Annotated in this window: 4 protein-coding genes and 1 pseudogene; 1 reads left to right on the top strand and 4 read right to left on the bottom strand. The window is 44.5% G+C overall.

Going from position 1 to position 15,388, the window contains the following annotated elements; translation table 11 throughout:
• Both AAC855_RS00220 and AAC855_RS00215 read right to left on the bottom strand, forming a co-directional pair.
• On the bottom strand, nucleotides 1-708 hold the full coding sequence (locus AAC855_RS00220) for a deoxynucleoside kinase (protein WP_340607670.1): 708 nt from the start codon (nucleotides 706-708) through the stop codon (nucleotides 1-3).
• A complete protein-coding gene (locus AAC855_RS00215) occupies nucleotides 705-1,571 on the bottom strand; it encodes a radical SAM protein (RefSeq protein ID WP_340607669.1) in 867 nt (288 codons plus the stop codon). The genes AAC855_RS00220 and AAC855_RS00215 overlap by 4 nt, the downstream gene beginning before the upstream one ends.
• Before the next feature lie 347 nt (nucleotides 1,572-1,918).
• Here AAC855_RS00215 and hxpB point away from each other — a divergent pair, with 347 nt between their 5' ends.
• Nucleotides 1,919-2,557, top strand: a complete 639-nt coding sequence (gene hxpB, locus AAC855_RS00210; RefSeq protein WP_340607668.1) for a hexitol phosphatase HxpB — start codon at nucleotides 1,919-1,921, stop codon at nucleotides 2,555-2,557.
• A gap of 189 nt (nucleotides 2,558-2,746) precedes the next feature.
• Here the strand turns inward: hxpB and AAC855_RS00205 are convergent.
• A pseudogene (locus tag AAC855_RS00205) lies at nucleotides 2,747-3,292 on the bottom strand (diacylglycerol kinase catalytic domain-containing protein); the annotation flags it as partial.
• 47 nt (nucleotides 3,293-3,339) lie between these two features.
• A complete protein-coding gene (locus AAC855_RS00200) occupies nucleotides 3,340-15,078 on the bottom strand; it encodes an amino acid adenylation domain-containing protein (protein ID WP_340607667.1) in 11,739 nt (3,912 codons plus the stop codon).
• Nucleotides 15,079-15,388 lie beyond the last annotated feature (310 nt).

The raw sequence follows: 15,388 nt of genomic DNA, 5'->3' as shown, positions 1-15,388 counted from the left end.
TTACCTCCGCAACATATTTATTTTATTAATGACTATATCAGAAAATTCGTCAATATTATCCGGTCCTTGACAAATCATCACTCTGCTCCGGAGATTTTCGGGAAGGCTATTCAAGAAATATTGATACTCATCATGCCAGCCTTTTATCCATTTAATTTTTGTCACTTCATCAGGAAATTCTTTGGGGCGGATACCGTGAGTTTCATCAGCATGTAAATGTTGAAGAGAATGTTCTGCGGAATAATCAAGAAAAATGATAAGGTCTGGTACAGGAATAATATGATTTATTTCTTCCCATAATTGCATATATGCTTTGTGATGTGATTCATTAATATACCCGGTCTTCAGCATGAAATTAATAAATATATAATCTTCAAGGTGAGAACGTTCCATCACTAGGTTAAATCCCTTAGCAATCCAAGATTTGATGAGCAGAGCCCGTTGGATCATAAAATTGAGTTGTATTAGATAACCGTAGTTATTGGTATCCTCAAAAAGATACTGCAGGAAAGAATGGTGAACACTTTTTTCGTCAATGGCGATAGTATATGGGTCATGTTGAAATAGCGATGAGGATAGTCGTTTAAGCAGAGTACTTTTTCCCACACCAGAGTTTCCGGATAGACATATATATAGCGGTTTTCTTTTTAGGTTTCCTTCTCTTTTGTCTACAGACCAAGGGTCCATATAAAGATAATCATATTTCATGCTGTAAATTCCCTATTATCCAACCAAAATCGATTATTTTCGCATTTATGCATGATTTCACTATTCCCTAAAATTGCCTGCAAAATTTTTTCTGGCGGGTCTACTAGCATATTACCAAGCAGAGTATAGTTTTCACCATCAGGGATAATAATATCAAAATTAGGCTCCATGACGACATTGGCTTTATCACGCTCTTCAAAGGTAGCCCAGCTTATTGGCATGTCCGGATACTGTTTTTTCAGTGCTTCCATTTTGTCGATAAACAAATCGGTTTCTATTTCCAGTTTATCCCTTTTTTCTTTTCCGACCCCTAATGGACAGAACTGATAAAATCGCCATGCCTGAATTTTATAAGGAAGATTATCAACCCAGCTAACAATATCGTTTAAGGTATTAATATTTGACTGGGAAACAACGGTGGTTAGTTTTATATTAATACTGTTATGTGCTTTAGGGAGCCACATCAATATATTTTTGATAACTCTATGTTGATTGCTCATTTTACCACTGCGGATATCCGTATTAACCTGCTGATTAATCCCGTCAATTGGCATTCCTACCCAGTCTAAAACAGGGTTTAATCGCTTATGATCCATCATGAAGCGATGTCCAACAGTTGACAAGTAGGTCATAAACCCAATGTTTTTTGCATATTCAATTAGTTCAATAAAGTCTGCTCTTGAAGTAGGTTCCCCTCCTGTAAAACCTATACGGCGGAAGCCCATTTGATACATCCGGTCAATGACAGTAAATGCGGTGGTGAGAGGAGAATCTTCTATGCCCGGGTTTCGGAAGCATAGATCACAATCAAGATTACAATGTGAGGTTATTCTGAAGTCCATAAGTAGGCTACTGATGTCCATAAAGCATCCTTATATGATTAATGAAAAATCTCAATAAACACTACATTTTGTATGGTTATTGGTCTTAAAATACTCTGTAAGGAATAAAATTCAAGTATTAACATGCTCTTTTTTTCAAAAAAATGATGGACAGAGATCTGGATCAATATTTGTGAGATTCAACTTGAAAAGTAAATTTTTCTTCATTAAATACATAAATCATGATACTAAAATAATTAATTAGATATAAAATAATAGAGGTAAACTGACTAAAGTTTGATAAATAAAATGATTTAAAGTAAATAAAAAAATAATTTAATGGATATAAAGTGATCATGGCATTGTATAACTAAGAAAAAGAGGTGAGTATGAAAGCAGTTATTTTTGATATGGATGGTGTACTGATAGACTCTGAACCATTATGGAAAAAATCAGGCATGCTAATTTTAAATCATTATGGTATTCCTATCACTTATGATGAAATGCTCAGTATGGCAGGTATACCAGTATCCGGTATGATAGATAGAGCTTGTCGACTTTATAATAAAAATAATTTAAATAAATCTAAAATTGAAAAAGAGCTTTTTCACAAAGGGGTTGAATTAATTCTCTCGGAAAAACCACTTATGGATGGAGTAGTAGAGTGCTTAGAACTATTAGTAAAGAGGAATATAAAAATTGGCATTGCTTCTGCTTCTCCATTATCTTTCCTATTAAAAATAGTCGAACAATGTGGTATTGATAATTATTTTGATTATATCTCCTCAGCAGAGGATATGCCATATAATAAACCCCACCCAATGGTTTATCTAAACGCCGCAGAAAAATTGAATGTTTTACCTACAGAGTGCATAGGAATAGAAGATTCAAAAACCGGTATGATTTCAGTTAAAGCTGCCTCAATGAAATGCATAGTGATACCGAATAATATCGAATACAATCATTCATATTGGGATGTTTCTGACTGGAAAATAAAAAGCATACATGAATTGGAGAATATCATTTAATTAATTATAACTAAAAATAGCTCTTACTATTTCAAATAAATAGAGAGCTTATTTTTATTATTTTTGCATTCGACTAATAAAATTTAATATGCGATTGATATTGGTTTTCATGATTTCATATTTTATCCTAATGTCATTTTATACTAAGTCACTATATGTTAGGTATCATCTGAACTAATACATTTAAGTCTAGCCAATCAATTGTCCTTGTACGTTTGCGATATCAATTGACACAATGCAACCTGCATTAAAATGTAGATAGTCATCTTCGATACCATCAGAAAAAATCACGCCATTTTCAGGCATCAACGATTCCAATTGCAGCGGGGAATGCTCCTCAATTGTGCCAAATACTAACTGTATGCCCGTTGTTTTACTGGGAAAAGGCTCTCGTACACTGAATTGAAGCTTTCTCTCTCCCCAATCATACCCCTGAGACAAAGGGTGATAATCTGCTCCCATGATGGCCTGAGCTCCTGCTAAGATAGACTGAAACCACCCTGTTGAGCCTAATCCTGTTGAAACAATGATGCCAGATGAAGATTGGAGTTCTTGCTGCCCTCGCCACTTGATCATATAGCGTGCAGAAGTGTGGCTTTTGGGGCCAATAAACAAGTCATTCACCGCTAACAATGTCTGACCATCATTTGTTGTAGCCTGAGCAAAGGTAACGGATTTATTTGGCATCTTCTTCTTGATTGTACTCATAACAACATCACGAAGTTGACCCAACTGAATTAGCTCCACCAACTCACAGTGGAGCTAATTCATTTTTATTTTATTTAACAATGACTATCTGAGTGATTCACTCCAACAGAATAACTTTGATTTATAACTTCAGCCAATTCACATATTGTCGGATGAGAAAACAACAGTGCGAGTGGGATTACCATATTCTGTTTACGCATGCGGGCTAATAATTTCACTGCTGTTAATGAATGGCCTCCCAATGCAAAGAAGTTATCATGACGACCTACTTGTTCCTGCTCCAACAATTCCTGCCATATCTCTGCCAGTGCCATTTCTACATCACCAAGCGGTGCCTGATAGGCGAGAGCTACAGCAGCAGATTGAGCTGAAATTTGCATAGCGGGTGGCAGGTCAGTCTGAGCAGCAGTAAAATCCTCCAGTAATTTCCGGTGTTCAGTAGTCGGCAGAGTAGAAATATCCATGATCGGTTTTTGTGGCTCATTTTCCAGTGCTTGTACCAGATCGGACAACGTTGTGGTCATACAGGTGATCAGATAAGCCGGATCAATTCCCGCAACTGACTGAGCACTTAACAGGAAGCCTTTACTTAAATCATCTACTGCCAGATAAAGAGGATAATTCGTCCTTTCTTTGCCGGTCACCAGAAGTATGCCGTCCCATAACGTGTTGGTGACGTTTGGCTGGCTATGACGATAATTCAGGAGCGTGTTAAAAAGTGGCAGCGGCGGTGCAATATTGCTACAACGCTGCGCTTGTGCCAGTGAGGCTTGTTCGTGTTCAAGTAACTGTGTCAGGCTATGGTAGGCTGCTTTCACGGTTTCCTGCACACTATTTTCTGCTAATCGGATACGTACAGGCAGAGTGTTAATAAACAGTCCTAGCGTTTGTTCAATACCGGCATTTCCCTGCATTCGTCCCAGTAAAACAGTACCGAAGACCACATCACCCCGTCCGCTTATTTTTGCCAGTACTTGTGCCAGTGCAACGTGGAATAAGACGCCGGGGCTGACTCCCTGACGGCTGGCCTGTTTACGGACAGCTCTGGACAGGGATGCACTCAGTGGTTTAATGACCTCTGTTATCTGCCTGTTTTCACTGTAGATATCCAGTATCCCGAAAGGCGCGGTAGGTGTATCCACATCGGCGAGCATTTCACGGAAGAAGGCATCGTGATCTGCTATCGGCATGCGCAGAGACTGGGCGATAAAGTGGCGATAGGGCAGTGCCGGAGGTAGTGGTTCAATGCGTTGGTGAAGAAGTTCCCCGATTTCAGCGATGATATGATCCAGTGACATATGGTCATTAAGTATGTGGTGACAGCAGAAAGCCAGCAGCCACTCGTCCTGATTCGGATCATAGGCAATATCGGCGGAAAATAACGGTGCCTGACTGATATTAAGGCGGTGCTGACACGGCTCTGTATGCGCTAGCAACTGAGCCAGAATATCTTCGCTACTATTTGTATCCGGTATAAAGGTATTGATATGCAAAGATGCCTGACGCCAGACAACCTGTACCGGCTGAGTAAGTCCTTCCCAGCAGATGGCTATGCGCAGGATATCATGGCGATTAATAAGTTGTTGTAAAGCATTCAGAAAATCATCAAGACGTTGACGGGAATCGAATGCAAACAGGGTATGTAGTAGATAAATATCTCCCTGCGTTTGCATCAAATGATGGAACAACATACCTTCCTGTAAGGGCAAAAGAGGGTAGATATCCTGTATATTGGCAGCCCCACCGGGAATGCCAGCAGCAATCCGATCAATCTCATCTTGTGCCAGAGAAACCAGCGGCAACATGTCAGGCGTAATTGCGGCACAGTTATCAGGGATCAGGTTAGGAGGGATGGCGGATATCGTTGGGCTATCCTCTGTGATTTGCATCATTTTTGCCATTTCAGCCAGAATCGGAGTGATGAAAACCTCGCGGATATTAAGACGCCAGCCACGGCTGCGTAGTCGTTCGACTAAGTTGATAATCATCAGTGAATGACCGCCCAGTTCAAAGAAATGGTCATAACGCCCGACTTTTTCCAACCCCAATAATGCCTGCCAGATCTCAGCCAGCACTGTTTCTGCATCACCCTGCGGCTCTATATAAGTACGGGTAACGATAGCAGCCAGATCCGGTGCAGGGAGTGCCTGACGGTCGAGTTTGCCATTAGGAGCCAGTGGGAACGCATCCAGTATGACAAATGCGCCGGGTAGCATATAGTCAGCAAGATATTGTGCCAGTTGTTGACGTAACTCCGTCGGTTCCGGTTTTGCATCGGGTTCAGCGATAAGGTAGGCAACAAGGCGTTTATCATGCCCTGTGTTTGAGTAAGAAACTTCTTCGCGGGCCAGCACGATAGCTTCACGTACACCCTGACACTGGAGCAGTCTGGTTTCAATCTCGCCTAACTCAATACGGAAGCCGCGGATCTTAACCTGAAAGTCATTACGGCCGAGGTATTCAATATTGCCGTCAGTACGCCAGCGAGCCAGATCACCGGTTTTGTACATACGGGCATCGGGCTGTTTGCTAAAGGGATCAACAATGAATTTTTCGGCAGTCAGCTCCGGTTGATTTAAATAACCCCGCGCAACACCCATGCCACCGATGTAAATTTCGCCACTGACACCGATAGGAACCGGCTGACCGAGCGTATCCAGAATATAGATGCAGGTATTGGAGAGCGGGCGCCCAATCGGGATACTGTGAATGATGGGGGAAATATGATTGTTGCTGCCCATCATCATTTCCCGGTTGACCATTATCGCAGTCGCAGTAATGGTGATTTCTGTTGGGCCATATGCGTTGAACCAGCGGCAGTCTGCTGTTTCGGGGCATGAGAACCAATCTATTAAACAGCGGGGTTCTACTTTATCCCCTCCAACAATCAGCGTGTGAATGCAGGAACTGAAACCGCTGCGTCCGGCTTTTATCTCCTGTCCCCAGTGATGCCAGAAAGCAGTCGGTACATTAATGATCGTGACTCTCTGTGCACGGATGAAGTCGACAAAAGTGCTGTCCGGTACTTTGAGATAAGAAGGCCTAAGTACCAGCGTCGCGCCGGAGGCCAGAGTAGGAAAAATATCTGACACGGAAATATCAAATGCGAAGGTAACAAACTGAAGCACACGATCTCCCGGGCCGGGTTCACTCATTTGGCAGTGAGCACCCATCAGGCTGACCACATTGCGGTGTTCGAGCATAACGCCTTTCGGCTTTCCGGTTGAACCTGAGGTGTAAATGATATAAGCCAGATGATGTGGCTGAATTTCTGTTTGCTGGCGGTCAGGATTATGAGCAGGTTGTTTTTGCATCTTATCCCGATGAGTTTCATCATCCAGTAACCAGATAGGGATATTTTGTATCGGTAAGCGAGTTTGTAGGTGTTTCTGGGTCAGTAATATGACGGGCTTACTGTCAGTGAGCTGGTATGTCAGCCGTTCGACGGGATATTCCGGATCAAGCGGAACGTAACCGGCACCCGCTTTTAAGATCCCAAGCAGGCCGACAATCATATCCAGCCCCCGCTCAACATGAATGGCTACCCGATCGTCAGGGCGAACGCCAAAGGCAATCAGGCTGTGTGCCAGTTGATTGGCAAGGTGGTTAAGTTCGTCATAACTCAATGACTGCTCTTCAAAGATCACTGCCGTCGTATCAGGTGTGCGTTGTACCTGTTCTTCGAACAGTTGATGAATCAACATATTCTGTGAAAAACCGGTAACAGGGTTTTGGGCAGGATTATTACTCTGAACCGGTGGAATATCGTTGAAATCAATCAATAACTGCTGACGCTCAGCAACCGATAACATCGGTAGGAAGTTAATAGCCTGCGTTTCGTCTAATGTCATGGCTGTCAGCACATTGGTGAGATAACCCACGATGCGTTGAACCGTTGCTCTGTCAAACAGACTTGATGCGTATTCCAGATAACCGCTGAGCCCATCCTGAGTTTCGGTCAGTGCCAGTGTCAGGTCAAAATAGGCGGTGCTGTGGGGTTGTTCCATTAATGAAGCGGACAATCCCGGTAATTCGAGGGAGGGTACGGTTGTATTGTTCAGCGCCAGCATAACCTGAAAGATTGGGTTATGGCTCAGGCTACGTTCAGGGTGCAGAATTTCAACCAATTGTTCAAAAGGTAGATCCTGATGAGCGTAAGCCGCAAGCGAGCGTTCACGGACATGAGTGAGTAAATCGGCTACAGAGTCGCATTGCTCAGTTTCGATACGTAAAGGCAGGGTGTTGACGAAAAAGCCAATTAATCCTTCGAGTTCACTGTGTGAACGATTGGCAACGGGTGTGCCGATAACGATATCGTTCTGCCCACTTAGCCGGGTAAGTACAATTCCCCAAGCAGTGAGCAATGTCATAAACAGAGTTGTGTTTTGACGTTGTCCGAGCGCCTTGAGTGCAGAGAGCAAATCAGCACTCAAGTGAACAGGAATATGATCTCCTGTGTAATTTTGTTCTGGCGGGCGTGGGTAATCAGTAGGAAGAGACAGTAATGCCGGTGCCCCCTGAAGCTGGTTTTGCCAGAATTCTTTTTGTACAGCGAAATCCTCGCTCTGTAGCCATTTTTGTTGCCAGACAGCATAGTCAGCGTACTGGATAGAAAGCGGGGGTAAGGAAGGTTCATTTTCTCCCAGAGCAGTAGAGTAGAACGCACTAAGTTCACGGAGCAATATGCCCAGTGACCAGCCATCAGTAATGATGTGATGCTGGATCAGGATCAGTACGTGTTCTTTATCTGACAGTTGCAGTAACTGGCCCCGAATCATGGATTCACTGGCGAAATCAAACGGTGTTTGTCTTTCGATTTTAACCCGTTCGTTTACACGATTCATGCGGGCGGTTTCATCTAAATTGCGTAAATCGTGATGAGTCAGAGAAAACCCGGTATTCGCGTTATCAATATGCTGATAAGGCTGTTCATCCATCACTACAAAACGGGTTCGTAAACTTTCATGCCGGCTGACGAGATGATTAAGTGCTGTTGTCAACGCAGCATGATCGAGATGCCCGCTCAAATGCAGGACAGTCGGGATTTGATAGGCCAGACTGATTTCGCTATTGAGGCGGGTAAGAAACCACAGGCGTTGTTGTGAGAAAGAGAGCGGCAGGAGTTGGCTGCGATCAGTGGCGGTAATAGTCGTTTGAACTGTCACAGGCATATTGGCGATCAGTACAGCTAAATCAGCCAGAACAGGATGAGAAAAAATCGCCTGTAAGGGGAGTTCCCGTGCCAGTTTCTGGCGTATGCGAGTGGCAAGCTGGATGGCGAGCAGGGAGTGACCGCCTAACTCAAAGAAATTGTCATAACGACCAATTTGCTCCAGTTTTAGCAGTTCCTGCCAAATTTCGGCCAGTGCTGTTTCGGTTGTTCCGACAGGTGCCTGATAATGACGAGTTACCCGTGCTGCCTTATCCGGTATTGGCAGTGCTTTACGGTTGAGCTTACCACTCGAGGTTAATGGAAAGGCATCAAGGATCACAAAGGCGCTCGGCAGCATATAGTCAGCAAGGTGTTGTGCGAGTTGTTCTCTCAGTTCTGCGGGATCAAGATTCGTATCAGGCTCTGCAAGCAGGTAAGCAATTAACTGTTTATCGTCCACTGTTTTTTCACAATGATCGGTTTTTTCACGAGAATGGTCTTCACGGGCAATAACAGCCGCTTCACGTACGCCATGACATTGCGCCAGTTTCGCTTCTATTTCACCCAGTTCAATACGAAAACCCCGTATCTTGACCTGAAAATCGTTACGACCGAGATATTCAATATTGCCATCAGGTAACCATCGAGCCAGATCGCCGCTTTTATACAGACGGGCATCAGGATCTGAAGAAAATGGATCAGAAATAAAATGCTGATTGGTTAATTCAGGGCGATTCAGATAACCACGGGCAACCGCGATCCCGCCGATATACAGCTCACCTGAAACACCAACAGGAACCGGATTTTTCTGATTATCGAGCAGATAAATACGGATGTTATCGATGGGTTTTCCGATAGGAATGCGGCCGACATACTGATCCGCCACACATTGCCAGGCGGTGACATGAATTGCCGCTTCCGTCGGGCCATATAAATTATGTAACTGGCAGTGAGCAAAATAGGACAGACATTTCTGCTGTAAGGCATAAGGAAATGCTTCGCCACTGCATAAAATATGACGCAAAGAAAGACAACGACCGGCGGGGATCGCACTGAGAAAGAGTTGTAGCATTGACGGCACAAAATGGATGAGCGTAATTTTGTGTTTTTCTGTCTCTGACAATAAATAATGTGGGTCTTTATGGCCTTCTGGACGAGCCAGAATCAGCCGGGCACCAAACATCAGGGGAGGAAATAATTCCCAGACCGAAACATCGAAACTGAATGGTGTTTTCTGTAAAACCCGATCTTGCGGCGTTAACTGATACGTTTTTTGGGCCCAGAATAAGCTATTCATCACAGCGCGATGTTCATTCATCACCCCTTTTGGCACTCCGGTTGAACCAGAGGTATAAATCACATAAGCCAGATGGTGTGAGGTTAAACCCAGCGTGTCAGGGTCTGGATTACTCTCTGGCCTGTCTGCCAGCAAGAATTCACAATTACTCAGATCGACAATCGGTATGCTATCGGTCAATTGACGAGTGAGATTAACAAAGGGTGTTTGAGTGAGCAGGGCGACAGGCGCGGAATCTTCAAGCATGTAAGCCAGCCGCTCAGTTGGCTGATGAGGATCGAGCGGCACATAAGCCCCTCCGGCTTTCAGAATTGCGAGCAATCCTACGATCATTTCCAGACTGCGCTCAGTGCAGATGGCTACCCGATTGTCAGGGCGTATACCGAGGGTAATCAGATAATGAGCAATCCGATTGGCCTGACGGTTTAGTTCACCATAACTCAATGACTGTTCTTCAAAGATCACCGCAATCGCATCAGGTATGTGTTGAGCCTGTTTTTCAATTAACTGATGAATAAATTTTTGCGGGGAAACGGTCGCTGTATGAAGGGGAAATACCAAATGCGGATAAGGTTGTGTTTCTTGATAGGGCTGTGTTGTATTGAAATCCACCAGCAGTTGTTGACGCTCTTTAGCTGGCAAAATCGAAATATTCAGAATTGGCTGGTGGGGGGCGGTTTCCAGCGCATTGACTAATCCTGTCAGGGCGGTAGTCATATAGTTGATAAGACGAGTGGGTTCTATATCTGATACGGTCTGAGCAACCAGACTGAACCCATCGCCCCAGTCATCCACAAACAGACCAAACGGATAGTTAATTCTCTCTTCCTGCATCAGCAAACGAATCCCTTCCCATTGATTAAAAGTCAGGTTCGACTGACTATGACGATAGTTAAGCAGGGTGTTGAAGAGTGGTAAAGAGGGCGCTACACCACTACAGTTCTGAGCCTGTGTCAGCGTGGCCTGTTCGTGTTCCAGCAATCTTATCAGGCTGAGGCTGGTTTCCTGAATCGTCGCCTGTACGCTGTTATCTGCCAGTTTGATCCGGATAGGCAGGGTATTGATAAGTAAACCCATCGCCTGATTGATACCGGTGCTGCCCTGCATGCGCCCTAATAAAACCGTACCGAATACCACATCATCGCGTCCGCTGACTTTTGCCAGAACCATCGCCAGCGCGGTATGAAACAGGATACTGGGGCTTATTCCCTGACGTTTGGCCTGTGTACGGATAGCTTTGGCTAATGTAGCATCAATAGGTTGTCTGGCTTCTGTTATTTCTTTATTCCCGCTATGAACATCCAGTATCCCGAAAGATACCGTTGGCTCTTCCACGTCAGAGAGGACTTCACGAAAATAGTCTTCATGAGCTGAGGCCGGAACATTCAGGGTCTGGGCAACAAAATGACGGTAAGGTAATAACGGAGATAGTTTTTGAGTATGATTTGCTAATAGTGCACTGATTTCACTGATGATACCTTCCAGAGTGATATGATCACAGGCTAAGTGATGGATACATAAAGCCAGTAACCATTCATCCCGTCGTGGGTCATAAGCAATGTCCGCAGAGAATAACGGTGCCTGACTGATATTAAGGCGATAATGATGAGGATCAGTGTGCGCCAGTAATTGTTCAGGAATATCCGATTCACTATTTGTTAAATGGGGATCTGGCGAAAATGTCTTAATGCTCAGGATAGCCTGACGCCAGACAACCTGAACGGGTTGTTTCAATCCCTGCCAGAAGAGAGAAGTATGCAGAATATCGTGACGGTTAATAACCTGTTGTAAGGCTGACAGAAAGCTGTCCAGTCGTTCACGGCTGTCAAAGGCGAGCAAATTGCGCAGCAGGTAAGTATCGCCCTGTTGCTGCAATAGATAATGGAACAAAATCCCTTCCTGTAGCGGCGTGAGCGGATAAATATCCTGAATATTGGCAGCGCCTCCGGGAATGGCAGCGGTGATGGCATCAATCTCATGCTGGGACAGGGAAACCAGCGTCAGCATATCGGGGGTAAGGGCAGTACAGCCGTCAGGAATGAGATTAGCGGGTACAGGCATGTTTTCCTGCTTCATATTTTCCTGAGTGGCATACTGCTGAACTGAGAGTATCGCTTCAGCCATCTCACTCAACACTGGTTTAGCAAATACAGTCTGGATGCCGGTAACCCAACCCATACTCCCTAGTTGCTCTATCAGACTCACCGCTAATAGTGAGTGTCCGCCCAGTTCGAAAAAGTGATCGTAGCGGCTGATATATTTCACGCCGAGCAATTTTTGCCAGAGTTGGCTCAGCGCTGTCTCAAGCTCTCCTACGGGAGCCTGATAACTGCGTGTGACGATTGAAGTATGATCGGGTTTGGGCAGAGCTTGTCTATCCAGTTTTCCACTGGTTGTCAGAGGAAAAGCATCAAGTGTTACAAAGGCACTGGGTATCATATATTCGGCAAGGTGCTGCGAGAGTTGTTGCCGTAGCTCCATGGGTTCCAGTCTGGCATTGGCTTCAGGCAGCAGGTAGGCGACCAGATGTTTTGATACTGAATTATGTTCATCCGGTGTGTCTTGATCGGCAAGCTCTTCATAAGAAGGGTTGTCATAAGGCAGTACCACGGCTTCGTGTACGCCATCACACTGATGCAGCCTCGCCTCGATTTCACCCAGCTCAATACGCAGGCCGCGCAATTTAATTTGAAAATCATTGCGACCGAGATACTCAATTCTACCGTCAGGCAGCCACCGGCCCAGATCGCCGGTCTGATACATACGTGCACCGTGATCAGCAGAAAACGGATCGGCGAGGAAACGCTCGGCAGTCAGTTCGGGACGGTTCAGATAGCCTCGGGCAACACAGGCACCCGCGATATAAATCTCGCCTGTGATACCTGAAGGAACGGGCTGGTGGTATTTATCAAGAATATAAATTTGAGTATTGGCGATGGGATAGCCAATCGGAGGCGCTTTGCTTTCCTGACTGTCACACTGGCCAAAAGTGGCACAAACGGTCGTTTCTGTCGGGCCATAGGCATTGATCATCCGTCGTCCTTGCGCCCAGCGCTTAACCAACGTAGGCGGACACGCTTCACCTCCCACGAGCAGAGTTTGCAGCGTTGCAGGAAGAGAATCCACTGTTGCCAGTACACTGGGACATAACAATGCAAGAGTAATGGCATGAGTTTCTAAATAATGAGACAGGATTTTTCCGGGCAGCAGGTCTTCCCGTCTGGCGAGGTAAAGATGCGCTCCGGCTAGTAACGCCATGCAGAATTCCCAAATACAGGAATCGAAACTATTTGAGGAAAATTGTAAAACCCTGCTTTCTGGCGTGATGTTCAGTTTATTCTGCTGAGTCGTAATCAAATTACACAGGCTGCGATGTTCAACCATGACGCCTTTCGGCTGACCTGTTGAACCGGAGGTATAAATAACATAAGCCAGATGGCGGGAGGTGAGCCTCAGAGCCTGAATATTCGGGTTTTCTGCTGAGCTTTCATCTAAAACGGAATATGGCGGGTTATCAAGTAGTATGGTTGGCAGGTTTTTATTCCATTTTTCTGTTATTGCTGATTGAGTCACCAGTGCGACAGGCTCTGCATCATTGAACATATATATCAGCCGGTTGCTCGGATAAGCCGGATCGAGAGGCACAAAGGCACCACCAGCCTTGAGGATACCCAATAACCCGACCATCATTTCCAGACTGCGATCAATACAAATAGCGACTCGATCATCAGGCCTGATACCAAGCGCAATCAAGTGGTGTGCCAGACGATTGGCTCGTTTGTTCAGCTCCGCATAGGTTAATGACTGGTTTTCAAAGACCACGGCAATGGCATTCGGAGTACGTTGTACCTGTGCTTCGAACAACTGATGAATCAGGGCATCCTGCTGAAATTTCGCCTGAGTGGCGTTGAAATCCACTAATACTTGCTGACGCTCGATATCGGGCAGAATAGGCAGGTTAACTATTTTCGTATTTGTTAGGGAGGGTGTTTCCAGCGTAGTGAGAGCAGCATCAAGCAGAACGGCAAGACGGGAGCGGAGTGTTATTAATTCTTGGTGGCTCAGATAATCAGGAAAAGCATAGAGTTCAATGGAAAGAGGAGGAGGTGTATTATCAGAGCGGGAAATATCTGTATACTGCTTTACTTTGACAGCCATTGGATAAGGTATCCCGGATTGCATGTCAAAAAGTTTGAGTCTGGTGTCCTTTCCTTCTACTTGGAAATTAACTTCAATCGACTCCAGAGATAAGGTGATATGAAATAACTTCGTGTTCTCCGCTTTTTGCCGGGAATGGCGTTGTCGGTTAAGTTCGACAATCGGAAAGCGTTGGTGTTTATGACAACGCTGTATTTCAGCGGCGGCTTTATCCATGAGATCATGAAACGTATCTTCCGGCTCAATGGTGATGCCAATCGGGAATACTGCTGCAATCGTCCCTACAGTTTTCCTTTGTTGTGGATTTCTGCGGTTATGTAGGGGAACACCTATAACAATTTCATTGATATCGGTTGTCCGTGCAAAATAACAGGCAAAAACAGCATACATAAAATACAGGAGTGGCAGTTTCCGCCCGCCAATCGCCTTTTCTAGGCGTTTAAAAAGATCCTGATCCAGTGACCAGATAACAGGTTGTGTGGCAACGGGGGAGGATGGTTTATCAACTGCCGGATAACTGGCGTGGACGGGTTTGAGTAATTGTGGAGGCAATTTTTCATACCGTTGTAACCAGAATTGCATGTCGCGAGAATAGTCTTCTGAAGAAAAGTACTTGAGTTCCTCCCCAACGAAATCCAGATAAGAGAAAGCAACCTTATCCGGTATCTCTCCTTGCATCAGTCGGTTATAGGTATCGAGAAATTTTTCAGCAAGTATAAACACACCCGCACCATCAATAATCAAATGATGGCCGCAAAACTGCCAATAGTGGCAGGTATTGTTTATTCGCACTAAACTGCTTCGCCACAGTACCTCATCCAGTTGAAATGGACGCATAAACTGAGCATTTATATGTTCTTTCACTCGAATGTCTGCATCGGGATATGATGAAAAATCGAGGATATCCATAGTTACAGATTGGGGCCTAACAACCTTTTGCGTGGGTAAGCCGTGTGTACTGATAAATCGTAGATTCAGAGAATCATTACTATAAACAACCTGTTCAAAGGCACGGATAAATATTTCTTCATTCAACTCTCCTTCGGCACAGATATATATGTTGATATTGTAGTCGTAAGAGTCAGGTCGAAGAGCCTGATCAAACCAGATGGCCTGCTGAGGAGAGCTAAGTGGGTAGGTATGCGGAATAGGTTGATGGTTATCACGAACTGCTGAGGGAATTTGTGAAGAGTTCTCATGTAACATTCTCATTTCTCCTTGATAAGAGTCCGGCTTTAATTCTTATCCATTTGAAAAATAAATGTATATTCCCTTAGGCCAACCTTGATGCCAAGGAACGTAATAGGGCTGAAGGGAGATATTCATATAAAAAACTTAATAAACTATAACTTCAGGAAATTAAATTAACTGAAATTAATACCGGATGTCGATATGTTTTGTTGAAGAAAAGTTAATTTTAAGAGTGGATTTTGTGAGGAATGAGGCTCGGGCAAAGCGAGCCTTATATTTATCGTATTGTTATTTTTACTAAATTCATGAGGGCTGTTTTGAAATG

It is taken from the genome of Xenorhabdus bharatensis (genome assembly GCF_037996705.1).
In the GTDB taxonomy this organism is placed as follows: Bacteria; Pseudomonadota; Gammaproteobacteria; order Enterobacterales; family Enterobacteriaceae; genus Xenorhabdus; species Xenorhabdus bharatensis.
The sequence above is the reverse complement of the archived record's forward strand: the minus strand, read 5'-3'. Positions and strand labels throughout refer to the sequence as shown.

What these genes read in the sequence shown, in the direction of transcription:
- hxpB (WP_340607668.1), top strand. Translation starts at nt 1,919, where the DNA reads ATGAAAGCAGTTATTTTTGATATGGATGGTGTACTGATAGACTCTGAA.
- AAC855_RS00200 (WP_340607667.1), bottom strand. Translation starts at nt 15,078, where the DNA reads ATGTTACATGAGAACTCTTCACAAATTCCCTCAGCAGTTCGTGATAAC.
- AAC855_RS00215 (WP_340607669.1), bottom strand. Translation starts at nt 1,571, where the DNA reads ATGGACATCAGTAGCCTACTTATGGACTTCAGAATAACCTCACATTGT.
- AAC855_RS00220 (WP_340607670.1), bottom strand. Translation starts at nt 708, where the DNA reads ATGAAATATGATTATCTTTATATGGACCCTTGGTCTGTAGACAAAAGA.